Annotated in this window: 20 protein-coding genes; 17 read left to right on the top strand and 3 right to left on the bottom strand. The window is 69.5% G+C overall.

Features of this window, described 5'->3' with window-relative positions; all coding sequences use genetic code 11:
- Positions 1 to 1,011 (bottom strand): LacI family DNA-binding transcriptional regulator, encoded by a 1,011-nt coding sequence (locus JWR33_RS04515; protein WP_297409815.1) that lies wholly within the window; start codon positions 1,009 to 1,011, stop codon positions 1 to 3.
- 148 nt (positions 1,012 to 1,159) lie between these two features.
- Here JWR33_RS04515 and JWR33_RS04510 point away from each other — a divergent pair, with 148 nt between their 5' ends.
- Complete coding sequence (locus JWR33_RS04510) at positions 1,160 to 2,623, top strand: glycosyltransferase (protein ID WP_297409814.1); 1,464 nt, start codon at positions 1,160 to 1,162, stop codon at positions 2,621 to 2,623.
- A gap of 18 nt (positions 2,624 to 2,641) precedes the next feature.
- On the opposite strand, the gene JWR33_RS04505 is transcribed toward JWR33_RS04510, so the two are convergent.
- Complete coding sequence (locus tag JWR33_RS04505) at positions 2,642 to 4,897, bottom strand: glycoside hydrolase family 3 C-terminal domain-containing protein (RefSeq protein WP_297409812.1); 2,256 nt, start codon at positions 4,895 to 4,897, stop codon at positions 2,642 to 2,644.
- A gap of 85 nt (positions 4,898 to 4,982) precedes the next feature.
- On the opposite strand from JWR33_RS04505, the gene JWR33_RS04500 reads away from it, so the two are divergent.
- From JWR33_RS04500 to JWR33_RS04425, 16 genes are all read left to right on the top strand, one after another.
- Complete coding sequence (locus JWR33_RS04500) at positions 4,983 to 5,135, top strand: hypothetical protein (protein ID WP_297409811.1); 153 nt, start codon at positions 4,983 to 4,985, stop codon at positions 5,133 to 5,135.
- A 14-nt stretch (positions 5,136 to 5,149) separates the two neighbouring features.
- Positions 5,150 to 5,764, top strand: a complete 615-nt coding sequence (locus JWR33_RS04495; protein WP_297409810.1) for a CPBP family intramembrane glutamic endopeptidase — start codon at positions 5,150 to 5,152, stop codon at positions 5,762 to 5,764.
- A 636-nt stretch (positions 5,765 to 6,400) separates the two neighbouring features.
- Entirely contained in the window at positions 6,401 to 7,318 is a 918-nt protein-coding gene (locus JWR33_RS04490) for a universal stress protein (RefSeq protein WP_297409809.1), read from the top strand.
- Positions 7,319 to 7,391: 73 nt separating this feature from the next.
- The gene (locus JWR33_RS04485; protein WP_297409808.1) at positions 7,392 to 7,793 is read left to right on the top strand and encodes a DUF805 domain-containing protein; all 402 of its coding nucleotides are present in this window, start codon (positions 7,392 to 7,394) and stop codon (positions 7,791 to 7,793) included.
- Between the two features lie 127 nt (positions 7,794 to 7,920).
- Positions 7,921 to 8,490 (top strand): PH domain-containing protein, encoded by a 570-nt coding sequence (locus JWR33_RS04480; RefSeq protein WP_297409806.1) that lies wholly within the window; start codon positions 7,921 to 7,923, stop codon positions 8,488 to 8,490.
- A gap of 118 nt (positions 8,491 to 8,608) precedes the next feature.
- Positions 8,609 to 9,589 carry an ABC transporter permease gene (locus tag JWR33_RS04475; RefSeq protein ID WP_297409804.1) on the top strand — a complete coding sequence of 327 codons (981 nt, stop codon included), beginning with the start codon at positions 8,609 to 8,611 and terminating at the stop codon, positions 9,587 to 9,589.
- Entirely contained in the window at positions 9,586 to 10,512 is a 927-nt protein-coding gene (locus JWR33_RS04470) for an ABC transporter permease (RefSeq protein ID WP_297409802.1), read from the top strand. The genes JWR33_RS04475 and JWR33_RS04470 overlap by 4 nt, the downstream gene beginning before the upstream one ends.
- Positions 10,505 to 12,577, top strand: a complete 2,073-nt coding sequence (locus JWR33_RS04465) for an ABC transporter ATP-binding protein (protein ID WP_297409800.1) — start codon at positions 10,505 to 10,507, stop codon at positions 12,575 to 12,577. The genes JWR33_RS04470 and JWR33_RS04465 overlap by 8 nt, the downstream gene beginning before the upstream one ends.
- A gap of 51 nt (positions 12,578 to 12,628) precedes the next feature.
- Positions 12,629 to 14,335, top strand: coding sequence for an ABC transporter family substrate-binding protein (locus tag JWR33_RS04460; RefSeq protein ID WP_297409799.1), 1,707 nt, complete (start codon positions 12,629 to 12,631; stop codon positions 14,333 to 14,335).
- Between the two features lie 75 nt (positions 14,336 to 14,410).
- Positions 14,411 to 15,244: a TIGR03620 family F420-dependent LLM class oxidoreductase gene (locus JWR33_RS04455; protein ID WP_297409797.1), complete on the top strand. Its 834-nt coding sequence runs from the start codon at positions 14,411 to 14,413 to the stop codon at positions 15,242 to 15,244.
- 330 nt (positions 15,245 to 15,574) lie between these two features.
- On the top strand, positions 15,575 to 16,105 hold the full coding sequence (locus JWR33_RS04450; protein ID WP_297409795.1) for a hypothetical protein: 531 nt from the start codon (positions 15,575 to 15,577) through the stop codon (positions 16,103 to 16,105).
- Between the two features lie 60 nt (positions 16,106 to 16,165).
- A complete protein-coding gene (locus JWR33_RS04445) occupies positions 16,166 to 18,985 on the top strand; it encodes an ABC transporter transmembrane domain-containing protein (protein ID WP_297409793.1) in 2,820 nt (939 codons plus the stop codon).
- Positions 18,963 to 19,574: a DUF3105 domain-containing protein gene (locus JWR33_RS04440; RefSeq protein WP_297409791.1), complete on the top strand. Its 612-nt coding sequence runs from the start codon at positions 18,963 to 18,965 to the stop codon at positions 19,572 to 19,574. Before JWR33_RS04445 ends, JWR33_RS04440 begins: the two co-directional genes overlap by 23 nt.
- Before the next feature lie 198 nt (positions 19,575 to 19,772).
- A complete protein-coding gene (locus tag JWR33_RS04435; protein WP_297409790.1) occupies positions 19,773 to 21,233 on the top strand; it encodes an aldehyde dehydrogenase family protein in 1,461 nt (486 codons plus the stop codon).
- 76 nt (positions 21,234 to 21,309) lie between these two features.
- A complete protein-coding gene (locus JWR33_RS04430; protein ID WP_297409788.1) occupies positions 21,310 to 22,551 on the top strand; it encodes an MFS transporter in 1,242 nt (413 codons plus the stop codon).
- A 36-nt stretch (positions 22,552 to 22,587) separates the two neighbouring features.
- Positions 22,588 to 24,246, top strand: a complete 1,659-nt coding sequence (locus JWR33_RS04425) for a CocE/NonD family hydrolase (protein ID WP_297409787.1) — start codon at positions 22,588 to 22,590, stop codon at positions 24,244 to 24,246.
- A 36-nt stretch (positions 24,247 to 24,282) separates the two neighbouring features.
- Here the strand turns inward: JWR33_RS04425 and JWR33_RS04420 are convergent, their stop codons facing one another.
- Positions 24,283 to 25,026 (bottom strand): DUF559 domain-containing protein, encoded by a 744-nt coding sequence (locus JWR33_RS04420; RefSeq protein ID WP_297409785.1) that lies wholly within the window; start codon positions 25,024 to 25,026, stop codon positions 24,283 to 24,285.
- Between the last annotated feature and the right edge of the window lie 114 nt (positions 25,027 to 25,140).

Here is a 25,140-nt window from a genome sequence, read left to right as displayed (position 1 = left end):
CTAGGCCGAGTGGCGGGCGATGAGCTTGTGCTGCACGAGAACGTGCCGGTGCGACCGGGCCGAGCCGTCCGCAATCCGGTGCAGCAGCAGTTCTCCGGCAGCGCGGCCGATCTCCTCGGCAGGAACCCGGATCGTGGAGAGGGCGGGGCGCACGAGGCCGGCCGCATCGATGTCGTCCACGCCGACGATGGCGAGATCCTGTGGTACGCGGAGACCGGATTCCAGGGCGGCATCCATGGCGCCGATGGCCATCAGGTCGTTGGCGCAGAAGACGGCTCGCGGGGGATCGTCCTGGTCGAGTAGCCGGTAGAGGGCGGCCTCGCCGCCCTCCCTGGTCCAGTCGGCAACTTCGCACAGGGCAGGGTCGGGTGTCTCGCCGAAGGCGTTGACTGCTTTGACGTAGCCGGCCAGGCGCCCACCACCCGGTTCGGAGGCGGGGGGGCCGCTGATCGTGGCGATACGGCGGTACCCCCGCTCGAACAAGTGGCGAGTGGCGTCGGTGCCGATGAGTTCGTCGTCCGCCGAGACCCAGTCGATCGGGAGACCGCTCAGGCCGGAGCCCACTGCCACAACGGCGATGCCCGCCCGCTGCAGGCGGAGCAGTTCGTCCTCGACATTCGAGACTGCCACGACGACGCCATCGACCCGACGCTGGATCGCCTCATCGACGAAGGCGGACGTCAGGCTGGCCCCGGCTCCGGCGTCGAAGAGCATCACGACTTGGTTCGCCTCGGCGACGGAGCTTTGAAGGCCCCGGGCGAGCGCCGGGTAGAACGGGTTGGTGATGTCTTGTGCGATGAGAGCGACTGTCTGGCTCTTGTTGGAGTTGAGCGCCTGAGCGAAGAAGTTGGGTCGGTAGTCCAGGTCGTCCATGACCCTTTCGACCTTGCGCCGGGTCGCCGCCGAAACCGGGCGATTGCCCGAGAGCACATGCGAGACGGTGGTCTTGCTCACTCCGGCCGCCTCGGCGACAGCTTGGATGTTGAGCGTGACTCGAGGGGTGTTTTCCAAACCGGTTCAGTCCTCTCGAGTTCTGCTGACGCGGGCTGGCATCGCGCCCGATATCGACCGTTTCACAAACCGGTTTGCACAAGTCACGATAGCGCGAGTCACCCCGGCCGTCAACGAGGTCGGGATGGCCCCCCGCTAGCCTCTCCCCATGCGCGGCATCTCCGTACGAGGCCCGGACCCCGTTGCCGGCGAGCGCGTGCTCATCCTGTCGGCAGGGGTGGGATCCGGGCACAACAGTGCCGCGGCCGCGGTGCAGCAGGCGTGCGCCGCGCGCGCCGACATCGCCGAAGTGCAGGTGCTCGATGTGCTGCAGGTCAGCAGCGCGCTCTATCGCGCACTGCTGGGGAAGGGCTACTTCGTGCTGGTCGAGGACCTGCCCTGGCTTGTCGAGTGGGGCTACGACATGAGCGATCCGCCGTTCCGGCGGCGCGGCCCGATCGACCCGTGGACACGGGCGAATGCTGTCCCGATCATCCGGGCGATCACGCGATTCCGGCCGACCGCGATCGTGTGCACCCACTTCCTGCCGGCCCAGCTGGTGGCAACACTGCTCCTACGCGGAGTGGTCGACGCGAGGACCGCAGTGGTCACCACGGACTACGACTTCCAGGGGCTGTCGCTGACGGGGGCGTTCCACACGCTCTTCGTGGCCAGGCAGGAGGGGAAGGCGGAGCTGATGGCGCTCGGCCTTCCTGCCGACCGCGTTGTGGCGACGGGCATCCCGATCACGACGCACGAGGATGTGGGGACGGCGCGGGATGCGAGCGAGCCCCCGATGCTGCTGATCTCGGCGGGCGCGGCCGGCGGTGACGACGCCGTGTCGGTGGTGCGGCAGACGCTGCACATGCGTTCGCCGTTCTCCGCCACGGTCGTCTGCGGTCGCAACGACGCCCTGCGGCATCGGATCGAGAAGCTGGTGGCGCCCGCCGGTGACCGCTACCGCGTGCTCGGCTTCAGTGCGGAGATGCCGCAGCTGCTGCGCCGCGCCGACCTGTTCGTGGGCAAGCCCGGCGGGCTGTCGGCGTCCGAGTGCATGGCTGCGGGGCTGCCCATGGTGCTGGTGAACCCCATCCCAGGACAGGAGGTCCGCAATGGCGACTACCTGCTGGAGCAGGGGGCGGCCGTGCGCTGCAACACCGCCGCGACCATCGGCTGGAAGATCGACCAGCTGCTGTCCGAGCCGGGACGCCTGCAGAGGATGCAGGCGGCGGCGCTGAGGATCGGCCGACCGGACGCCGCGGCGGACGTTCTGGCGGGCCTTCTGGACGGGCCTTCACGTCCGCTGGTCGTGACCCGCGCGGCGCAGAGGACGATCCTCGCCGCGAGCGAGCAGAACATGGTCGCGACCGATCTGACGGGGCCCTCCTCGCTGGTGCGCCTGGTCGACTCGGCTGCGGGCAGCACACTCGCGCTGTTGCAGGCCGAGGAGTTGGGGGACCTGCAGAAGCGGTACGGGGCTCCGGAGGGCGATCTGGTGCTGCGGCGGGACAGAGCGCCCGGGACGCTTCGGTGGGAGGCCCGCCGGCTGCTCCGCGCCCTGCTGCGGGGCGACGACGTGCTGCCCGTTCGGGTCGAGGGGCTCGCGGCGCCCCTTCCCGTTCTGCCCGCATGACGCGAGGGCGCGACGACCTCAGGCGCCCCGGCCGTCCGCGACCGTCTCCTCGCCGGTCAGGTCCTCGGGGAGTCGCAGCCGGACCGCACCAGCCCAGTCGGCCGGGCTGTGCTGGGCGGCCAGCAGGGCCCAGTCGCCGCCCCGGCGGGACCAGCGCCGCGTGGTGGGATCGCGCTGCAGGGTCGGCCCAGCATCGAGTGCGACCCGCGCCGTAGCCTCCGCGCCGGGCTGCAAGGTCACCTTCTGAAAGCCCAGGAGCTGCGCCACCGGCCTCTGCGCCGACACGTCGGCCGCGTAGACCTGCAGGACGGTCGACCCTTCGCGGTCGCCGGTGTTGGTCACGTGCACGTCGGCACTTCCGCCGGTGTCGTCGAACCTGTGACCGAGAAGCCGGTGCTCGAAGGTCGTGTAGCCCAGGCCGAATCCGAAGGGGAACGCCGGCAGATTTCCCTCGCCGTCGAGCCGGCGTTGACCCCACTTGTCGTCGTAGACCACGGATCTCGCCGCACTGTCGAACGGCGGCAGGTGCGCGGCGTCCTTCGGCAGCACGAACGGCAGCCGTCCGCCGGGCTCCGCAGCGCCGGTCAGCACGCTCGCGAGCGCGCGGCCGCCCTCCATGCCGCCGTACCAGGCAAGGAGGATCGCTGGCACCCGGTCTCGCCACTCCTCCATGAGGATCGCGCTGCCGCCGATCAGCACGACGACGGTCCGAGGATTCGCGGCGACGACCGCGCGGATGAGCCGCACATCGGAGGGGCGCAGGTCGAGTGAGGTGCGGTCGCCGCCACGGACGAAGCGGGATGCCAGGTGCGCGAGACCGACGAGCACCCGACGGAGGGGACCCGAGCCGAAGGCCCGACCGATCACGCCCACATCGACGCCTCCGGTGACGACCGATTCGCCCTCGTCGTGCTGGTCCAGGCCGACGACCACCACCGCCATCTCCGCGTGGGCGGCCAGCGCGGCCGCAGCCGGCTCGTCATGACCGGAGGCGGTCCTGATCCGCACCCCGGGAAGCGCGTTCCGCAGCCCCTGCAGCGGCGAGATCGTGGACGGAGGCCGAACCCGCGACGAGCCGTGATCGCCGAGGTTCGCCTCTGCGGCGAGCCGGCCGATCACGGCCAGATGCCGGACGCCCGGAGCCAGCGGCAGCAGCGGCGCCGCGCCGACCGTCTCGTTCTTCAGCAGCACGATCGACTCCGCGGCGACCTGGCCGGCGAGCGCCCGCTGCGCCGGGGAGGCGATCAGGGCCGCGGTCGGTTCCACCTCCTCGCAGGTCGCGGCGTGCAGCACGCAGGTGCGCAGGATGCGTCGCGCAGCCTGCAGCACGGTCGCGCGGGCCAAGGTGCCGCTGCGCAGCGCGGCGGGCAGGTCGCGAGCGCGAAGCAGCCGCAGCGGCATCTCGACCTCCAGCCCCGCCTCGAGGCTGGCGACGGCGCCGTGCATGCCGAACACCCAGTCGCTGGTCACGAACCCGGAGAAGTCCCACTCGTGCCGCAGCACGTCGGTGAGCAGGGCGCGATTGACGTCCATGTACTCGCCCCGCACCCGGTTGTAGGCACTCATCACGGAGTCGGCGCCGGCATCGACGACGGCCTTGAAGTGCGGCAGATACACCTCGTGCAGGGCGTGCTCGTCCACCGATACGTCCACCTCGAAGCGCTCGTTCTCCATCGAGTTGAGCGCGAAGTGCTTCACGCACGCCATCACGTGCACCCGCACGCCTCGGGTCATGGCCGATGCCATCAGGCCGGTGAGCACGGGATCCTCCCCGTAGCACTCCTGGGCCCGGCCCCACGCGGGGTGGCGAAGCAGGTTCACGCAGACGGAGGCGGAGTAGTTCGCGCCCCGTGCCCGGGTCTCCAGCCCGATCGCGACACCCACCCGCTCCTCCAGTGCCGGATCCCAGGTCGCGGCCCGCGCAATCGTCACGGGGAAGGCGGTGCAGGCGCCGATCACGACGCCGCGCCCACCGTCGCTGAAGCGGATGCCCGGGACGCCGAGCCGCGGGACGGCCCCGGCCACGAACGGTCGCCGATGGAGCAGCACCGGGATGAGCGGCAGCAGCAGCCTGGGGGAGTCGCCGTCGAGCAGTCCGAGGATCTCCTTCTCGGTCATCCGGTCGATCAGCTGCTCCGCGGCGTCATCCGCGTCGAGCTCGCCCTCCCGGACCGCCCGGACTGCCTCGACGTACGCGCTGCCCTCGGCGTTCTTGGTGTGCGGCGATGTCGGTTTCGGCGCTCGCCCTGCCCGACGTCTCGCAGCGATCACCATGCACTGAATCCTGCACCCTGTGCGCGCGCGCGAGCGGGACGTTCGGCACTACTGACCAGCCCGCAGCAGGCCCAATCTGTGAAGCGTGACCACCAAGCCCTGGGCTCCCGCATCGTCCGTCAGCACGGAAGGGCACTCCGTGGGAACGCCGCTGTCGGTGATCAGGAACTTCCCGTTCGACAGCTACTTCTGGCCCGCGCTCATCCTCCTCGTCTCGCGACCCACCGCAAGGGTCTGATCCGTGCATCGCCGGTGCTGGTGGTCGTCCTCGGCCACTTCTCCGCTCAACTCTTCACCGGCCTCTTCGGGGACTGGGCCTGGGTCGGTGTCTTCCTGGTGTACTGGGGATCCCTCATCCTCATCGGAACTGTGTCCGGGGGAATCTCGAGACTGAGAACGTGGTTCCGGAAGCCGGAAGGCAGCCGGTGGTGGTTCCTCCTCGCCGTGATCCTCGGACTCGTGGCGTTCCCGATCCTCCTGGTCCCCAACATTCATGTGATGACGTCGCTGCCCCTCGTGGGCATGTGGCTCGCCTTCGCGGTGATCAATTCCCTCTGCGAAGAGGTCTTCTGGCGAGGGTTTCTCTTGGACGAGTTGAGCCACCTTCCCCGGGTCGCGGGGGTCGCCTACTCAAGCATCCTCTTTGTCGCGGTCCATCCATTGGTGCTCGGTGTCTTCTCTCGCACAATGGCCGTCGATCCTGCGCAGCCGTTAGCGCTTCTGCCCTTCATCGCTATCCTCGTCGTGATCTCCGTCGTCTGGAGCCTGCTCTATCTCAGGACCCGCAGTCTGCGATGGCCGGTCCTTTCGCACTTCCTCACCGACTTGGGCAACCAGTCGATCTTTGTATTCATGAACCTGGTCTAGAAGCTGGCGACCCGGTTCACGATGAGCGGCGAGTCCCGCATCCCTCGGCCTCCTCCTTCTGGGCGGCTCCCGCAGCCGCCGGGACTTCAGGCACTGCTGGCGCAGCCCGTCCGCAGAAGAGTCGGATCAGCACCGGAACGCAGGCTCCGGCATCGGCAAGGCAACTGTGATCCGGCCGGTCGGTGAGGGCGAACGAGCGTCGCTACCGATGTGGTCAGGAGCGCCTCGATCAGCTCGCCCACGCATCACCTGGCTCCTCAGCGACGAATCGGCCAACGTGTCCGGCGCGATCCTGCCGAGCGACGGCGGGCGGGCCGCGATCTCGCGCTCGCTGGTGGGCACCTTCGACTCTGCAGGTGGGCGGGCTGCGACAGGGACAGTCGAGCCAAGCCTGCTGGCCCTCACCGACTATTCGTCGGCGTGGGGACTCTGCACCTGTCCGGCCTGACCCTGCAGGAGGGCCGCTCGACGCCATTCCCGCAGCGGGAGGCGATTCCCGCACTTCGCGAGTGCGGGCGCGAACGGCGGAGGACCTTCGGCCCTGACACCGCAGACACGGCGGCGGGATGCTGACTTCCGAGCCGTTCCCGGCTCCGCGCCGGCGGACGGCACGAGAACACGACTGGAGAAGAAGCGATGAGCAACCTCACCACTGAGCGGAACGGGCGCCCTGCTGCTGCTCTCGAAGAGCACCCGGCAGACCCGATCGTCGAGCACGTGATCCTCGTCACCGACGGCGGACCGGCCGGCGGCGGCGCGCAGCGGTGGGTCGCCCATCGCGCGAAGATGCACCGGCTGAACGTCGAGATCGACATGGTCGTCGAACTGGACTGGCTGGCCGCGGAGGCGGGCGGCGCCGACTACGGCGAAGCCGCCGAGAAGATGCTGAACGAGGTCAAGGAGCATCTCCAGCGGACCGCCCCCTCGGCCCGCGTGCAGACGGTTGTGACCTGGGGGAACCCTCGCGAGCGGTTCGAGCAGGCCTCGGAGCATGCCGACCTGATCGTGGTGGGCACGAACCGTTCCGGGCGCCTCGCGGGCATGATGGCCAGCACCTTTCCCGTGAAGCTCGCCGAGAGCGCGCGGTGCCCCGCGGTCGTCGTGCCCAAGAGCTGGAAGCCCGGCCACGGCGCCGTCGTGGTGGGGATCCAGGGCGACGACCACGATGCGCCCGCCCTTCGGTTCGCGGTTCACGAGGCCCGAGTGCTCCACCGGGAGCTGCGAGTCGTGCACAGCTGGCAGATCCCGTCGATGCTGAGCCCGCTGGTCATGCTGGCCCGCTCTACGCCGGACATCGCGCACAGCCATGATGCGGTGCTCGCCGGCGTGGTGGACTCGCTCCGCTCCGAGAACCTGGATCTCGACATCCGGGGCGTCCTGGTCGAGGGGGACGCGGCCGGAACGCTGGCGCGAGAGTCCGTCGGAGCGGAGCTCCTCGTCGTCGGCTCGCACGGGCTCACCGTCTCGGACCGCTTCTTCGTGGGCTCGATCAGCCGTGAGATCCTGTCGCGCCCGCCGTGCCCGGTCGCCGTGGTCCGGCCTCGGAGGAGCTGACCGGACGGTGACCACCGCCCCGAATCCGGGGTGGGTCGATCTCGAGAATGACGGGAAGGAGAAGGAGAAGCAGATGTCGTTCTTCGATTCGATCCGGACCGTGTTCGCGAAGTATGCGGACTTCCGCGGGACCGCTCGGCGCAGCGAGTTCTGGTGGTGGATCCTCTTCACCGCACTGGTCGATGCCGGCCTCAACGCCGTACCCCTGTGGCGGTTCAGCATGCTGGAAGGCGCCTTCTCATCAGGGCCGTCCCTGTCCGCGGTGTGGATGATCATCGTGCTGCTTCCGACGCTCGCGGTGACGGTGCGCCGACTGACCGACGCCGGCTCTCTGTGGGGGCACGTCTTCTGGGCCCTGCTCCCGCTGGCCGGGCTGATCGTTCTCGCGATCCTGTGCGCGCAGCCCAGCAGGACTTCCCCCCAGAGGGCAGCGTCGGCTGCGGAGAGCCCTCGGGTCTACGACGCCGAGCGGTGACGGAAGAGAGCACATCCCTCTCAGCGGCAGCCGGCAAACAGTCGGCGGCCGCTTGTCTGCCACTGCCGAAGGCGCACCAGCGGCCGGTGCGGCCGAAGAGCGCAGTCCTGGCTCGTATCGTGTCAGGATGACCAGCCCGCGCCCGCCACTTCCCACGGAGACTCCGGCGTCCGGCGGCTCTCGCCGGGGGCGCACGCTGCGGCCGGCGTCCGCGGGCGTCGCCTTCTGGCTGGCGGTCCTGATCGGCGGGTACGCCGCGTTCGATGCGGCCCGGGTCGGTCTGGTCCCCGGTCTGCGCTGGGGCGGGACCGTCGCGGTCGTGCTCTGGGTGCTCTGGCTGGTGCTGTGGCGCCCGTCGATCCGCATCCGGGAGGACGAGCTCGACGTGGTGAATGCGCTCCGGACGTGGACGGTCCCGTGGTCGCGCGTCGAGGACGTCGAATCCCGACTCCAGTACGTGATCGTGCTCGACGACGGGCGCAGCATCACTGCCTGGGGAAGTCCGGCCTCGGGGCGCAGCGCACGCGGAGTCGAGGTCGCCGCCGACCTCCGACAGTTCCTGAATCGCAGTGCCGCGAGCGGAGGATCGGCTCCGATCCGGCGCAGAACGGCGTGGTGGAGTCTGACAATCCCCGCCGTCGGAACCGCGTGTCTGATTGTGGCGCTTACACTGCCTACTTTCGTTTCCGGCAGGTAAGCACTAGGAATAGTGCGGCGCGCCCCCAAAACAGCTTCATGAGCGCCCCTAATGTGAATGCCATCGTCCGGCGCCCGCCGGATTGAGACACCCACCAGAGTCGCCTCCGAACGGGCCCGTGATTCTCTACATCGTTCGTCGGGTCATCAACTACGTGATCCTGACCGTCATCGCCTCCTGCGGTGCCTACATGCTCGCGAGCGCGACCATGAATCCGGCATTCCCGCTCGAGCAGCGTCACCCGAGGCCGCCGCAATCGACGATCGACTCGCTCCTCGACTCCTGGGGCGTGAACCCTCAAGTGCCGCTGATCGAGCGCACCGCCACCTGGTTCCTGGGCACCCTGCACGGCGACTTCGGCATCGGCGTCAACAATCATCCTGTCGCTGATGCACTGTTCTCTCGAGCTGGAGTGAGCCTCCAGCTCCTGATCGTCGGCTCGATCCTCGGCGCCGTCCTCGGTGTGATCCTCGGCGTGTGGGGGGCCGTGCGGCAGTATCGGGCGAGCGACCAGTTCGTCACCTACGGGTCGTACTTCCTCATCGCGATGCCGACGTACGTTCTCGCCTACGTCCTGATGCTCATCGCGATCTTCGTGAACAACGTGCTCGGGTTCCACCTGCTCGCGTTCGTCGGACCGTACAGCGCCGACCAGCCGGCCGGGTTCTTCCCCCAGCTGTGGGACCGGCTGACGCACATCATCCTCCCGACGCTGGTCCTCACGCTCGGCGCGGCGGCGAGCTACAGCCGGTACCAGCGCAGCGCGATGCTCGATGTGCTCGGGTCGGACTACATCCGCACTGCGCGCGCGAAGGGTCTCAAGCGAGGTCGCGCCCTGGTCCGCCACGGGGTGCGGGTCGCGCTCATCCCCATGTCGACCTACTTCGCCTACAGCTTCGGTCTGCTCGTCACCGGCGCGACGATCCTCGAGATCGTCTTCAGCTGGCACGGCATGGGGGAGCTGTCGGTCATCTCCATCCAGAAGGAAGACGTCAACTCGATCGCCGGGTCGACGTTCTTCGTCGCGGTGCTGATCCTCTGCTCGTCGACTCTCTCCGAGATCCTGAACGCCGCACTCGATCCGAGGGTCCGCCGATGATGTCAGAACTGGTGCTCGCCCAGGGCGAGCCGGTGGAGGGCCCGACGCCCCAGACCCCTCCCGGACGTCACGGATCGCGCGCCGCGATCATCTGGCGCACCCTGCGGACCAACGCCCGATTCTGGGTCGGAGCGTCGCTCCTCGCCGTGCTCATCGTGTGGGCGATCGCCGGACCCTTCCTCTGGCCGTGGCGCTCGGTGGACCAGGACACCGACTGGCTGCTGGCGCCTCCGATGGCCGGGCACTGGTTCGGCACGGACGAGCTCGGACACGACGTGTATGCCCAGGTCATGAGCGGCCTCGGCATCTCACTCACCGTGGGCTTCATCGGTGGGCTGCTCGCGACGGCACTCGCCGCCGTCATCGGTGCCTTCGCCGGCTACATCGGCGGGGCGGGCGACGCGATCATCACCTGGATGGTCAACCTTCTGCTCGTCATCCCGACGTTCTTCATCCTCATCATCTGCTACCCCTTCTTCCGGGGCTCGTCGTACTGGATCATCGCGCTGTTCTTCGGTCTGACCGGCTGGATGATCACCTCACAGGTCATCCGCGCGCAGACCCGCGCGCTCCGGGAGCGGGACTACGTGCGCGCCGCGCGCTTCATGGGATTCCCGCCGTTCACGGTCGTGCGCCGCCACATCATCCCGAACGTGGCCTCCCTGCTCATCGTCGATGCGGCCCTCGGCATCGGCGGGGTGATCCTCGCCGAGACGACGCTGTCGATCTTCGGCTTCGGCATCCAGCCGCCCGCCGTCTCGCTGGGTGGGCTCATCTTCGACGGCAGCTCGTCGGCCACCACTCGGCCCTGGCTGTTCATGTTCCCCGGATTCACCCTCGTCGCGATCCTCTTCTCCCTCAATCTCCTCGGAGATGCGCTGCGCGACGCGATCGACCCCACGTCAGGAGCCAACCGTGGCTGAGCCGCTCCTGTCGGTCCGCAACCTCAGCGTGACGTTTCCCAACCGCTCCGGGGACGTTCACGCCGTCCGCGGGGTGAGCTACGACATCGCCGAGGGCGAGTTCTTCGGCATCGTCGGGGAATCGGGGTCCGGGAAATCGGTGTCCTCGCTCGCGATCATGGGCCTGCTGCCGGACAACGCGAGGCTCTCCGGCGAGATCCGCTTCGGCGGACGCGACCTCCTCGAGCTCGACGACCGGCAGCTGTCCGGGATCCGCGGCCACGACATCGCGATCGTCTTCCAGGACCCGCTCTCCGCGCTCACGCCCGTCTACACGGTCGGCGACCAGATCGCCGAGGCGGTGCGGATCCACGACCGCGCCGTGAGCAGACAGGCGGCAACGGCTCGGGCGGTCGATCTGCTCCGCATCGTCGGCATCCCGGATCCGGTGCGGCGCGCGTCCTCGTTCCCGCACGAATTCTCGGGCGGCATGCGCCAGCGGGTGATGATCGCCATGGCGATCGCCAACAACCCGCGCCTCATCATCGCGGACGAGCCCACCACGGCCCTCGACGTCACCATCCAGGCTCAGATCCTCGAGGTGCTCGAGAAGGCACGGGCGATCACCGGCGCCGCCGTCTCCCTCATCACGCACGACCTCGGTGTCATCGCGGGGCACGCGGACCGGGTCGGCGTCATGTATGCGGGCAGGCTCGTCGAGCTCGGCACCGCGACCGAGGTGTTCCACGCGCCGACCATGCCGTACACGATCGGCCTCCTCCGTTCCGTGCCGAACATCCGTACAGCAGGCTCGGAGCGGCTCGTCTCGCTCGCCGGCCGCCCGCCGTCGCTCGGCGCGCTTCCGAGAGGCTGTCCGTTCGCCGATCGCTGCCCGCTGGCCATCGAGGTGTGCAGGCAGGTCGAGCCGCCGCTCGTTCCGCCGACCGCGGCAGGGGCGGCGGCGCACCCCGCCGCGTGTCATCGTGCCGACGAGATCGCCTCCGGCAAGATCGGGCGGGCCGAGGTGTTCCCCGTCGCGGACGCGATCCCCGCCTCCGCGCGCGTGCCGCGCGGTGCGGAGCCGGTCCTCAGCGTTCGGGGGCTCAAGCGGCACTTCCCGCTCCTCGGGGGCGGATTGCTCCGGCGTCCGGTCGGCACCGTTCGTGCCGTGGACGGTGTCTCGTTCGAGGTCGCGCCGGGGCGCACCTTCGCGCTCGTGGGCGAGTCCGGCTGCGGCAAGACGACGACGGTCCTCGAGGTCATGGAGCTCGCCAAGCCGCAGGAGGGCGAGATCCGAGTCGAAGGGACCGATGTCGCCACCCTCGGTCGGGTCGAGCGCCGGACGCTTCGCGCCGACATCCAGATGGTCTTCCAGGATGCGGCCGCGGCGGTGGATCCGCGTCTGCCGGTCGGCGACGTCATCGCCGAGCCGCTCCTCGCGCAGCGGATGCCGAGGGCGGACCGCGACGCGCGCGTCGCCGAGCTCTTGGAGCTGGTCGGCCTCGACCGCGGGATGGCCGAGCGCTATCCGCACGAGTTCTCGGGCGGCCAGCGTCAGCGCATCGGCATCGCGCGCGGTCTCGCGACCCGGCCGAAGATCCTCGTCCTCGACGAGCCGGTGTCCGCTCTCGACGTCTCGGTGCAGGCGGGCATCATCAACCTGCTCGAGGACCTCAAGGTCGAACTCGGCCTCGCGATGGTGTTCGTGGCGCACGACCTCGCGATCGTGCGGCAGATCGCCGACGAGGTGGGCGTGATGTACCTGGGGCGGATCATCGAGCAGGGTCCGATCGCCGAGGTGTTCGGCACGCCCCGCCATCCGTACACGCAGGCTCTGATGTCCGCCGCCCCGATTCCGGACCCGGCCATCGAGCGCACCCGCGAGCGGATCGTCCTGGAGGGCGACCTGCCGAGCCCGGCGCAGCGGATCGACGGGTGCCGCTTCAGGACCCGATGCCCGCTCTACCGGATTCTCGACGCCGATGCCCGCGCACTGTGCGATGGGGTCGACCCCGAACTCGAGCCCCACGGCGATGCACGGGTCGCCTGTCACCATGTCGATCGGAATCCGCTCGTCGTCGCCTGATTCCAAGACTTCCGTCCAGCCGGACGGAGAACCCAAGAGAAAGAAGATCACATGATCCGCAAGAGCACAGCGCTCGCCGGTATCGCGATGTTCGGCGTGGGTGCAGTCCTCCTCGCCGGGTGCTCGACGCCGACGCCCGCAGCATCGAGCTCCGCCCCGGCCGCGAGCCTTCCGCTCGTCGGCTACACGGATGTCGCCTACGCCGACGTCGCTCAGGGCGGCACGCTGAACATCTCGGCGGGCTACGGCCCGAACGATGTCGGCAACTGGAACACCGCGCAGGCGAACACGGCGGACGTCGAGGTGCTCAACTTCCTCGCGCCGACGCTCGGCCAGCCCGCGATCTCCGACGCCGAAGGCAACTGGAAGCCCGACCCGAACTTCGCCGAGTCCATCGAGCTCACGAGCCAGGACCCCCAGGTCGTCACCGTCAAGCTCAACCCGGACGCGAAGTTCGAGGGCGGCGCCCCGATCACCGCCGCAGACTACAAGTCGCTCTTCGCGGCGCTCTCGGGCAAGGACCCCGCCTTCGAGCTGGCCTCGTCGGCCGGCTACGAGGAGGTCTCGGCGTTCGACGTCGTGTCGGACACCGAGTTCACCGTCACGTTCGGCAAGGCCTATGCCGACTGGCCGGCCATGTTCCTCCAGCCGCCGATCCCGGCGTCGATCTCGAGCGACCCCGAGACGTTCAACAAGGGTTACGTGGACAAGCCCGTGCCCTCGGTCGGACCCTACAAGTTCGACACGATGGACGCGGAGTCCGGCGTCTACACCCTCGTTCCCAACCCGGACTGGTGGGGCGACGCCCCCAAGCTCGACAAGATCACGATCACCCTGATCGACGACCAGACGGCTCAGGCGAACGCCTTCGCAGACGACACGCTCGACGCCGTCGAGATCGTCACGCCCGATCAGCTGTCGATCGCCCAGGCGAAGAAGGGTGCGGTGATCCAGACCTCCGGCGGACTCACCTATGCGCACGTCACCCTGAACGCGACGGCGGCGCCGCTCGATGACCTCAACGTCCGCAAGGCGATCGCGAAGTCGATCGACCGCGAGGCGATCGCGGCGGTCATGTACGCGGGAATGGACGCGGAGCCCACGACCGACGGGAACTACATCTTCATGCCCGGCCAGACCGGCTACGAGGATGTCGTCGCGGAGGACCTCGGCTTCGACCTGAAGGGCGCCGCGAAGCTCCTGGAGAAGTCGGGCTGGAGCCACGACACGTCGGCGAAGAAGTGGACGAAGGACGGCAAGGACCTGAGCCTGTCGGTCGTCGTTCCGGACGGCACCGCGTCCAACGAGGCGCGCGCCGAGCAGGTTCAGGCCTCCCTGGCCGCGATCGACATCGCCGTGACGATCGACACCGTCCCGGCGGGCGACTACTTCACCGACATCTCCTCCGGCAAGTTCCAGATGGTGACGTTCGGCTGGTCTGGCACCCTCTTCCCGATCTCGTCCTCCGAGTCGCTCTTCTACCCGGCGGGCGACCCGGCGAAGCCGGACGAGGGCCAGAACTACTCGTTCACCACGGACGAGTCGCTCGGTGACCTCTGGACCCAGGCCAACTCGGAGCTCGATCCCGCGAAGCGCCTGGAGATCGCGAAGAAGATCAACCACGTGATCGCCGGCTTCGTGCCGATGGTTCCGATCGCGCCCTACGTCGAGAAGTATGCGACGGACGGCGACCTGGCGAACTTCGGCACGGCCACGTTCCTCTCGGCTGACTGGACGAAGGTCGGCTTCACCAAGTAGGCGCATGACCCGACGCCCGGTCTGCTCGTGCGGACCGGGCGTCGGCGTCGGCAGACGGAGAACGGGAGGTCGGCCATGGGCTGGCGGGAGCGATTGGGTGCAGTCGGTGTGTGGCGGGGGGTCGGCCACGTCGACGCCGACCTGGCACGCGCCGTCGAACAGCTCGGCTACGGCGCCATCTGGCAGGGCGGCTCTCCCGGCTCGGACCTCCGGCCGGCGGAGGTGCTGCTCGATTCCACTCGGTCCATCGTGGTCGCAACGGGGATCGTGAACATCTGGAAGTCGGACCCGCGCGAGCTGGCGGCCTCCTATCACCGGATCTCCGGCCGCCATCCCGGCCGCATCCTGCTCGGCATCGGCTCCGGCCATCGAGAAGCGACACCGGAACGGGTCCGGCCGCTCGACGCCATGGCCGGGTATCTGGACATCCTCGACGAGTGCGGGGTGCCGGTCGAGAAGCGCGTGCTGTCCGCCCTCGGCCCTCGCATGCTCGCGATGGCGGCCGAGCGCAGCGCGGGAACCCACCCCTACCTGACCATTCCGGAGCAGACGCGCGACGCGCGCTCCGCGCTGGGCGTCGACTCCCTGGTCGCGCCCGAGCTGACCGTGGTGCTGGATCCCGATGCCGACTCGGCGCGGGACACGGCCCGGGCCTTCCTCGCGAGCTACCTGGCGATGAGCAACTACACCGGCAACATGAGGCGCGCCGGCTTCACCGAGGAGGACATCGCCGAGGGCGGGAGCGACCGACTCGTCGACGCGATCGTCGCCCACGGCGACGCGCACGCCGTGGCCGCGGCGGTCCGGGCCCACCTCGATGCCGGCGCCGACCACGTCTGCGTGCAGGTGCTTCCCGCAGCGGCCTCCCCGATCCCTGCACTGCTGGCCCTTATCGAGGAGCTCGCCTGAGCCGACGCGTGGATGGCACTGGCAGTCGCGCTCGGAAATACCCCCAGATGAGAGCGGAAAAAGAGCCTATTGCGGCGTGAAGCGCAGAGGACTTGACTGTCCCCACGTTTCGACTCCGAATTCCGCCCGAAGGATGGTAGCGCACGACTGTCAAAGGAGATTGTCGGCAAGCGAACGGACCGAGTGTCGGGGTCCGAACACAGGCATGTACCGCATCGGCGTACATCTGAATCTGCATACGGTCGCACGAGCGATCGCGCATCTGAGAATGCGAAACCCGGGCCGAGGCCCACATAACGGTCGTCCAATGACGGTCAGATAGGAGAAGTCATGTCTACACAACTCGACACAGACAGATTGGAGCGGGTGCTGAACCAGCTCGATGGGATCCAGAAGGATTTCACCGAGGAGGAGCAGGACCTCTTCGCTGGGCTGCTGCGTCAGGGTCTCCGGGAGACCCTGCCCCAGGACATGGTGCAGCGGGCGGAAGCGGAGGCGGCCGGCGACGCGCCGGCAGCCCTCACTGACGACGCCGGCGCCGCTGCGCCTGACGACGAGGCCGCCAAGCGCGTGGCCGACTCGATCATGGAGCTGCGCGACGGACTGCAGGACGACGAGGACAGGAAGCTGGTCGACTCGCTGATGACGGCCGCCGCGGCCCCGGAGGACGACGACGACGTGCAGGGCCACGTCTGGGTCTTCAAATGGGACATCGGAGCCCCGACGAACGGCTCGGTCTACACCTTCTACCGGAACATGTGCAACAACACCGCCAGCAACGCGGGCAAGCCGGGCGGCGGCTACTTGGCCGCCAACTTCGGCACCTTCTGGACGCACTACCGCTGCTGGGTCTGGTACTGATCATGCAGTCGAGGAGGGCGGCTTCCGGGCCGCCCTCCTTGCGTTCAGGGGGGAAGTGACATGGCGGCCCAGGCCCCGGTCATCGAGGTGCGTTCCGCGGGGGATCCTCGCCTGCGCGAACGGATCGAAGCCGAACGCCGGTCCGCGCAGGCGATAGCGACGGCGTGCTGCACGCTCCTTGACGCGGATCTGCGGGGGGAGAAGGTCTCGATCCTGCTGGTGCCCTTCATGTCCATCGACCTCAACGTCGGCACGCAGGCCGCGGACGCGGCCGTCGTCCGGATGGTCGGGCCGGAGGGGGATGCGCCGCCGCTTCCGCTCACCCTGACCGTCGAGCTCATCACGCGGATGTTCGGCGATGCGGAGCCGATCGTCTCCGTCGGCCTGAGCGGCGTCGTCGCCGCGATGACGGGCACGGGACCCTCGGTCGAGGATCTGATGACCGGCCTCCGGCAGGCGGCGGAGGAGTCAGGTCGGCCGCTGTCGGCGAACCTCGGCCAGGCGTTCGGCAGCGAACAGCACGAGCTGACCCTCGAGGCGTATGCGGCTGCCACCTGCTTCGTCGACTCACTGATGAAGGAGCATGGCCGCCCGAGCCTGGGCCGCTACCTGCGGCTTGCGGCGAACGATCGGCGGGATGAGGCGGCGATCGCCGTCTTCGGGCGGCCGCTGGCGCAGCTCGTCAAGGAGTGGTCCAACGACCCGGGCGGTCGCACGGACCTGCGCCGGCCGCTGCAGCGGCTCTGGCCGCACATGAAGCCTTCGGTGAGCGATTACCGCTGGCGGGTGGCGGAACTTCTCACCTATGTCCTCATCGGCGTGGCATTGACCGTCGTCATGCCACTGACCACCAAGTATCTGATCGACACCATTCTTCCGCAGCGCGATATCAATCTGCTTCTGCTGTTCGTCACCGTGCTCGCTGCGCTCTTCGTCTATCGGTCGCTGCTCGCACTGCGCACGGCATATGTCACATCTCTGCTGGACCTCCGCATATTCTTCGGATTGCAGACCCGGATGTTCTCCCACATCCAGCGCCTTTCCCACGAGTTCCACTCCCGCACCTCGGTCGGCGACCTCCTCTCCCGAATGTCCAACGATCTGCGAACCGGCCAGCAGGCAATCGGCCAGCTCGCGGTGGTCCCGGTCCCCGCAATCCTCAATTTCGTCGCCGCCACGGTCGCGATACTCGTTCTGAACAGTCAGTTCGGTCTCGTCGTCCTGGTGACGGTGCCGCTCCTCGCGGCGGCATACCGTGCCATGAGCGCTCGGCTGAGGGACGCCAGCCTGCGGCAGCAGACCGCCATGGGCACGGCGATGGGAACCCTCCAGGAGTCGGTCGCCGGTCAATCGGTGCTCAAGGCCTACGGAGCCGGCGCGTACGCCCTGCGGGGCTACGCCTCCCGGGTCGACGCCATGTTCAAGACGAGCATGCGGATGTCGATCTACAGCGGCGTTCTCGACTCCGCCGTCATGCTCGTGACGAGCCTGCCGCTGCTGGTCGTGCTGGGCTACGGCGGATATCTGGTCATCACCGGGTCGATGACCCTGGGCACCCTCGTCGCCATCCTGGGTCTGCTGCCGACCGTGATCTCACCCGTGACCGACCTCGCCAATCTGGTTGAGACGATGCAGACGTCGTCGGGCGCGCTCCAGCGCATCTCGGAGCTCCTCGATGAGCCGGTCTCGGTCAGCGACCCGGAGAACCCGGTGCCGGTTCCCCCGCTGAACGCCTCTCTCGAGTTCCAGGACGTCTCGTTCGGGTACGCGCCGGGCGGCGAGGTGCTCGACTCCCTCACGCTGTCCATCCCCGCGGGCAGCCACACCGCCATCCTCGGACCCTCCGGATCGGGCAAGAGCACCCTGCTGGCGCTCCTCATGCGCTTCTACGACCCCACCGCCGGCACGATCACGATGGACGGGGTCGATCTGCGCGACGTCGCCGTGAACCAGCTGCGGGAGCGGGTGGGCCTGGTCTCGCAGGACACGTTCCTGTTCGACGCCACCCTGCGAGAGAACATCGTGCTCGGGCGCACGGGGGTGACGGACGCCCAGATCTCCTCCGCGGTGGAAGCGGCCAAGCTCTCCGAATTCGTCGCGTCGCTCCCCGAAGGCCTGGACACCCTCATGGGCGAGCGCGCGGCGCGGATCTCCGGCGGCCAGCGGCAGCGCGTCGGCATCGCCAGGGCGCTGCTCGGCGACCCTGCACTGCTGCTCCTCGACGAGCCGACGAGCGCCCTCGACCGCGATGTCGCCGACGAGGTGCTCGAGACGCTCGCCGCCGCCCGAGCCGGGCGGACCACCGTGACGGTCACCCACCAGCTCCACACGGTCGCGCGAGCGGATCACATCGTCGTCCTGCGCGACGGCCGCATCACGGAGCAGGGGCGGCCCCAGGATCTCCTCGCGGCCGGCGGATGGTATGCCCGGATGGCTGCCGGCCGCGACGGAGCGAGGCGCGAGGGAAGACCGGTCGCTCAGATCGCACTGTTCGAGAACGCGCCCGCCGAGGCGCTCGACGCGCTGGCGAGCCGCACGCACCGGGAGACCCGCCCGGCCGGTGAGGTCGTCGTGCGCGAGGGCGAACGCGCGGACGCCGTCTACATCGTGGAGGAGGGCGTGGCGAAGGTCACGATCGGGGCGGCCCCGTTCGCGAGAAGGATTCGGTCCCTCGGCCCGGGCGACGTGTTCGGCGAGCTGGTGCTGGCCGGAGTGACGCAGAGGACGGCCACGGTGACGGCGGAGCAGGCTCTCCGGGTCACCGTCCTGCACCTGTCGGACTACCAGGACGTCGCGGCTCGGTACCCGGCCCTGGCCGCGGCCGTCGAACGAGCGGTGAGCGAGCGAAGAGCGGTCTATGAGCAAGTCCCTCAGTCCTAGCGCTCCGGTGCGCCCTCGGGACAGCCGTCCGGGCGTGCTCTGGTTCGTCTCCCTGCTCGGGGCCGCCTGCATCCTGACCGCCGTCCTGGGGGTCCTGAACGGCTGGGGCGAGCACCACGTCGAGGTCCCGAAGGGTCCCGAGGGCACCCAGGAGTACGCCATCGCCTCCCGCAACCACGTGACCACTCCTGTGGACTACCCGCTGCGGCCGCCGGCAGGCGGCGATCACGCCCCGGTGTGGGCCAACTGCGGCGTGTACTCGATCCCGGTCCCCCCGGAGCTGGCGGTGCATTCCATGGAGCACGGAGCCGCCTGGGTCACGTATCCGCCGAGCCTCCCCGTCGCCGACGTGCACGAGCTCGAACACACCGTCCAGGCGGCGTACATCGGCCGGGAGCGTTACATCATCCTGAGCCCCTACGACGATCCCGACGATCAGGTGATCCTCACCGCGTGGGGACGGCAGCTGAGGGTGGCATCGGCGAGCGATCCCCGCATTCCCCAGTTCCTGGCTCTGTTCGCCGGTGGTCCACAGGCGCCGGAACCCGGCAATCCCTGCACCGATGGTGCGGGTGAGCCCGACGACTGAGGCGCCGGGCGGCACGGGCCCCGCGGGACCGGATGCAGAGTCGCCGCCGCACCGAATGCGGCGCCCGCCGTCGCCGCAGAATGTCGCTGGGAGTGACGACAATCTCGTTGACCGGTTCTGCGGCCGCGGGTAGCGTCACTGACACCGGGCTGGTCACCGGGCTCGAGCCCCGACCCCTGGGAACCCATGGAGGATTCAATGACGATTGCTGAGTCGCCGGTCGCGGTCACGACCCGCCTGTTCATCGACGGCAAGGAGGCAGACGGGGACGAGGGCGTTCTCACCGTCGTCGACCCGGCTCGCGGCGGAACCATCGGAACGGCCGCAGGCGCGTCCCGCGACCAGGCTCTCCAGGCCGTGCAGGCCGCGAAGTCCGCCTTCCCCGGTTGGGCGGCGCTCTCCCCGAAGGAGCGTGCCGCGCAGATCGATGCCGCGGTCGCGGCGATCGGCGAGCACTTCGAGGAGCACGCGGACATCCTGTCCCGCGAGAACGGCAAGGTCCTCGACGAGGCGCGCGGCGACGTCTTCGTGTTCGGCTTCCGATGCGGCCTCGCGACCGGGCTGGCGGACCAGGTGGACGAGACCACGACGCTGCCCGGCCCGCCCAACGAGACGATCATCAGCTACGTCCCGCGCGGGGTCGTCACCATCATCGTCCCCTTCAACTGGCCGCTCGCGATCCTCGGCGCCTCCCTGCCGTACGCGCTCGTCGCCGGCAACACCGTCATCCTCAAGCCGCCGCCCTCGGCCCCCCTCGCCACCTCGCTGCTGGTTCGCCGGATGGCGGAGCACCTGCCGCCGGGCGTGCTCAACGTCGTCACGGGCCAGGATGCCGTGATCGGCGAGCCGCTCGTGTCCAACCGGGACGTGTCGATGGTGCACTTCACCGGCTCCGTCCGCGGCGGCAACAGGATCATGGAGATGGCGTCCAAGTCGCTGACCAAGGTGGCGCTCGAGCTGGGCGGCAACGACGCGGCCGTCATCCTCAAGGACGCGGACCTCGGCGACGAGGGCCTGGATGCGCTCTACCACGGCATCTTCGACACGACCGGGCAGATCTGCATGGCCGCCAAGCGCGTCTATGTCGACCGCTCCCGCTACCAGGAGGTCGTCGACGGGCTGGGCGCCCGGCTGGAGAAGGTGGTGCTCGGCGACGGGCGCGACCCCAGCACGACCATGGGCCCGCTGCATGCGCCGTCCCAGAAGGCGTTCGTCGAGGAGCTGCTCGGCGAGGCACGGGCAGCCGGCGCGGAGATCCGGGAGTTCGGCGAGCTTCCGCGAGGCGAGTTCGCCGCCGGCAACTTCCTTCGGCCCTCGCTCGTGCTGGATCCCGACCCGACGCTGCGCGTGGTGACCGAGGAGCAGTTCGGCCCCACCATCCCGATTCTCCCGTTCGACGACGAGGACCAGGGAGTCGCCGCAGCCAACGACACGTGGGCGGGCCTCTGCGCATCCGTGTGGACGACCGATCGGGCCAAGGCGGCAGAGATCGGCGGCCGTCTGCAGGCCGGCTACGTCTTCGTGAACGCGCACAGCGCCGCCGTGCTCGACCAGCGCGCGCCGTTCGGGGGAGTGAAGGGGTCCGGCCTGGGCCGGGAGATGGGCATCGAGGGGCTGCGGGAGTTCATGGACACCCACAGCGTCGCACTGCCGGCCTGACCCGTCCCGTCAACCTGGCCGGGACGGCACCGAGCCGTCCCGGCCCTCAGCACGCCAACAGCGCAGAACGGACGGCATGCGCGCAGCACCTTTCCGGGCGCCGTGGCTGGTCGCCGCAGCCATCATCGCGCTCGGCCTCATCCTGCGGGGACCGATCATCGCCGTGGCGCCGGTCCTCGCCGACATCAAGGTCGACCTCTCCTTGAGCTCGGCGCAGGCGGGCCTGCTGACCAGTGTGCCGGTGCTGTGCTTCGCACTGGTGACCCCGGTGGCGTCCTTCCTCATCGCGCGCCTGGGCCCGGACCTCGCAACGACGCTGGCGATCCTGGGTGTGATCCTCGGCACCATAGTCCGATCCGCCGGGGGAGCGGAGGCCGTCGTCGCGGGCACCATCCTGATGGGCGCGTTCATCACGGTGGGGAACGTCGTCGTTCCCGTCCTGATCCGCCGCGAGGTCTCGGCCGATCGGGCACGCGTCGCCACCGCCCTCTACACGGGCGCGCTCAACCTGGGTTCGGTCATCGGCACGTTCGCGACGGCTCCGCTCGCCGAGCTCGCCGGCTGGCGGGTGGCGCTCGTGTGGTGGGCGGTCTTCACCGCGGTGGTCCTCGGTCTCTGGCTGTTCGCGGAGCGCAGGAGGGCCCTTCTCGTCGAGCGCGCGGAGCCCCTGACGGCGGCCGAGCGCGCCGATGAGGAGTCCGCCGAGGGGCGCTCGGGGCGCCGCAGCGACGCGCTGACCGGCACTCTGCTCGCGGTGGCCTTCATCGGTCAGGGCTTCGCCTACTACGGCATCTCGGCCTGGCTCCCGACCCTCCTCCGGGACGATCTCGGCTTCGATGCCACCCAGGCGGGATCTGCCGCCACCGTGTTCCAGCTGTTCGGCCTCGCGGGTTCCCTCGGCGTCCCGCTGGCCGCGCGGCGGGTCGGCCTGCTCCCCGTCACGGTCGCGATGGCGGTCGGCTGGCTCGCGGTTCCTCTCGGCCTGCTCCTCGCCCCCCAGGCGTGGCTCGCCTGGTCGATCTTCGCGGGAGCCGCCCAGGGCGCGGGCATCACCCTCGTCTTCGTGATCATCGTCGAGATCGCGCGCAACGGCATGCATGCCCGTCGCCTCTCCGCGGTGACGCAGGGCGTCGGCTACGGATTCGGCGGCGCCACGGCGCCCACCGTGCTCGGCGCGGTCCACGACGCCACCGGCGGCTGGGCGGCTCCGCTGATCCTGGTGGCGGTGGCACTCGTCGCCTTCGGCATCCTCATCGTCTGGACCGTCGCCCGTTCGCAGCGGGCTCCGGCAGCTTCGACCCCCGCTCCTCCCACCTGACCTGCAACCCCATCGAGAAGAGAGACGACGCCGCCGATGCCCGAGTCCCCGTATCCGCTCCGCCCACCCCGCAGCACCCCGGAGTCCCGGCGGGGTGTCCCGCCGCAGCCGCGGACCGAGACGCGGGACGACATGATCATCGAGCGGGACGTGGAGGTTCGCACCCGCTCGGGGCGCACCGTGCAGGCGGACGTCTACCGCCCCCGGGACGGGGATCCGGTGCCGCCCCTGATCGCCTGGTCGCCCTACGGCAAGCACGACCCGGCCCCCATCGGCCAGATCTATCCGGCCAGCGGCGTGAAGCCCGAGCACATGAGCGACCTGACCACCTTCGAGGGCCCTGACCCGGTCTACTGGGTGCCGCGCGGCTATGCCATCGTGATCGCCGACATCCCGGGCACGTGGTACGCGAAGGGCCCCGCGAGCTACCTGTCGCCAGAGGAGGCGGAGGACTTCTACGACTTGATCGAGTGGGCCGGGGTGCAGGACTGGAGCAACGGAAAGGTCGGCCTGTCCGGCGTCTCCTACCTGACCGTCGCACAGTGGCGGGTCGCCGCGCTGCACCCGCCGCACCTCGCCGCGATCAACCCGTGGGAGGGCTGGTCGGACACCTACCGCGAGGTCGCCCGCCACGGCGGCATCCCGGAGACGTCGTTCTGGCCGTACATCTGGGAGCGCTGGGGCGCGTCGACGGGGCCCATCGAGGATCTCGAGCTGGAGACCCGCGAGCATCCCTTCTTCGACGAGTTCTGGGCGTCCAAGGCCGCCGACCTCGAGGCGATCACGGTGCCCGCCTTCGTGGTCGGCAGCTGGTCGGATCAGGGGCTGCACACCCGGGGGACCCTCGAGGGCTTCCGCCGGATCTCGTCGCCGCAGAAGTGGCTCTACGTGCACGGACGCAAGAAGTGGGCCGAGTACTACCTTCCTGAGAACGTGGAGCTGCAGCGCGACTTCTTCGACCGCTTCCTGAAGGATGCCGCCAACGACGTGGAGGCGTGGCCGCGCGTGCGTGCCGAGCTCCGCACCGGCTACTACGAGGGGGAGTTCATCGAGTCGACGGGGTGGCCGCTGCCGGACATCGACTACCGGGAGCTGCACCTCGACGCCTCGACCGGCCTCCTCACCGCAGACGCACCTCCGCAGGAGGCGACGGCCGAGTACCACGGGCTCGGCGACCCGTTCGCGGCCGAGCGGCTCGTCTTCGAGCACCGGTTCGCGGAGCCCACCGACATCGTCGGGCACAGCCGGGCCGTGCTGCACATGTCCGCCCCGAAGGCGGCAGACATGGACGTGTTCGTCGGCCTGTTCAAGCGCGACGGGGAGGGCCGCATCGTGCCGTTCCCGTACTACGCGCAGTTCGAGGATGGCCCGGTCGCGCTCGGCTGGCTCCGCGCGTCCCACCGGGAGCTCGATGAGGAGCGGTCGACGTCGTTCCTGCCGGTCCTGGCGCATCGCCGCGCGCTCCCGCTCGAGGACGACGGTCCCAGCCGGCTCGACATCGAGATCCTCCCGTCGGGCACGCGCTTCGCCGCCGGGGACAGCCTGGTCCTCGTCGTGCAGGGCTACGACATCAAGCACTACCGCAAGCCGCTCGTCTACGCGCGGCACGAGTCGGACATCAACACCGGGCCGCAGGTGCTGCACACCGGTGGTCGGCACGACTCGCGCCTGATCCTCCCGGTACGCCGCCGCTGACGTCCCGGCCGCCTGCCGAGGTGGCGCGTGGTGCTGTCACCTCGGCGAAGTGGCAGCACCATGTGTCACCTCGCGAGGGCCGGCGCAGGCGTCACGGACACGAGCGGCGACGGTCTGCGGGGCCGCCATGTGGTGTCGCAGGATTCGGAGCACCCGCCAGCCCTCGTCCCCGAGCTGCTCCAGCCGGTCCACGTCCCGCTCGTACTGCCCTCGGTCGCTGCGGTGCTGGTCGCCGTCGTATTCGACGACCACCCGCTCCTTCTCGTAGACGAGATCGCCGCGGGCGACGAAGCGGCCGTGCCGGTTCCGGATGTCCACGTTGAGGGCCGGTTCCGGAAGGCCGGCACGGACGAGGAGGAGCCGCAGCCGGGTCTCCATCGGAGATTCCGACCCCGCACGGATCAGCCGCACCGCGTCACGCAGCTTCACGGCGCCGCGCATCCCGCCTGCGCCCGGCAGGAGGTTGGCCAGTTCCTCCGGCGTGCAGAGAGGCTTGGCCCGAGCCACCAGCGCGTCTCCCACCACCACCAGGTCGTCCACCGAGAGCTCCGATGCGAGTTGGCGCAGCGTGTGTGCGGGCGAGGTGACGGACCAGCCGAAGCTCATCACGGTGTCGGTCGTGCCGAGGGTGGCGTGGTGCCCGACGATTCCCTCCGCCCGCGGCGCGCGCTCGGGCTTGTAGACGCAGACGTGCAGGAGCTCGTCCTCCTCGCGGCCCGGGAGCGGCAGACCGTGGATCCGTCCCGCCGTGCGGTGGCTGAAGAAGGCCCAGGGCGCCATCACAGCGCTGTAGGCCGCGCAGCGCTCGAGCACCGAGTGCCGAGCGGTGCCGGGGGAGCGAACGCCACGGTAGGGAGCCGCGAGGTCGCGGCCTCGGAGACGCCCGGTCCCGAC

Origin of the sequence: Naasia sp. (genome assembly GCF_025465545.1) — a bacterium.
Lineage (GTDB): Bacteria > Actinomycetota > Actinomycetes > Actinomycetales > Microbacteriaceae > Naasia.
Note: the sequence above shows the minus strand (reverse complement) of the source record. Positions and strands in the feature narration are given on the sequence as shown.

Excerpts from the sequence above, each read along its gene's own strand:
- JWR33_RS04510 (WP_297409814.1), top strand. The coding sequence starts at position 1,160 with ATGCGCGGCATCTCCGTACGAGGCCCGGACCCCGTTGCCGGCGAGCGC.
- JWR33_RS04505 (WP_297409812.1), bottom strand. The coding sequence starts at position 4,897 with ATGGTGATCGCTGCGAGACGTCGGGCAGGGCGAGCGCCGAAACCGACA.
- JWR33_RS04490 (WP_297409809.1), top strand. The coding sequence starts at position 6,401 with ATGAGCAACCTCACCACTGAGCGGAACGGGCGCCCTGCTGCTGCTCTC.
- JWR33_RS04485 (WP_297409808.1), top strand. The coding sequence starts at position 7,392 with ATGTCGTTCTTCGATTCGATCCGGACCGTGTTCGCGAAGTATGCGGAC.
- JWR33_RS04480 (WP_297409806.1), top strand. The coding sequence starts at position 7,921 with ATGACCAGCCCGCGCCCGCCACTTCCCACGGAGACTCCGGCGTCCGGC.
- JWR33_RS04470 (WP_297409802.1), top strand. The coding sequence starts at position 9,586 with ATGATGTCAGAACTGGTGCTCGCCCAGGGCGAGCCGGTGGAGGGCCCG.
- JWR33_RS04460 (WP_297409799.1), top strand. The coding sequence starts at position 12,629 with ATGATCCGCAAGAGCACAGCGCTCGCCGGTATCGCGATGTTCGGCGTG.
- JWR33_RS04455 (WP_297409797.1), top strand. The coding sequence starts at position 14,411 with ATGGGCTGGCGGGAGCGATTGGGTGCAGTCGGTGTGTGGCGGGGGGTC.
- JWR33_RS04450 (WP_297409795.1), top strand. The coding sequence starts at position 15,575 with ATGTCTACACAACTCGACACAGACAGATTGGAGCGGGTGCTGAACCAG.
- JWR33_RS04445 (WP_297409793.1), top strand. The coding sequence starts at position 16,166 with ATGGCGGCCCAGGCCCCGGTCATCGAGGTGCGTTCCGCGGGGGATCCT.
- JWR33_RS04440 (WP_297409791.1), top strand. The coding sequence starts at position 18,963 with ATGAGCAAGTCCCTCAGTCCTAGCGCTCCGGTGCGCCCTCGGGACAGC.
- JWR33_RS04435 (WP_297409790.1), top strand. The coding sequence starts at position 19,773 with ATGACGATTGCTGAGTCGCCGGTCGCGGTCACGACCCGCCTGTTCATC.
- JWR33_RS04430 (WP_297409788.1), top strand. The coding sequence starts at position 21,310 with ATGCGCGCAGCACCTTTCCGGGCGCCGTGGCTGGTCGCCGCAGCCATC.
- JWR33_RS04425 (WP_297409787.1), top strand. The coding sequence starts at position 22,588 with ATGCCCGAGTCCCCGTATCCGCTCCGCCCACCCCGCAGCACCCCGGAG.
- JWR33_RS04420 (WP_297409785.1), bottom strand. The coding sequence starts at position 25,026 with ATGGCGCCCTGGGCCTTCTTCAGCCACCGCACGGCGGGACGGATCCAC.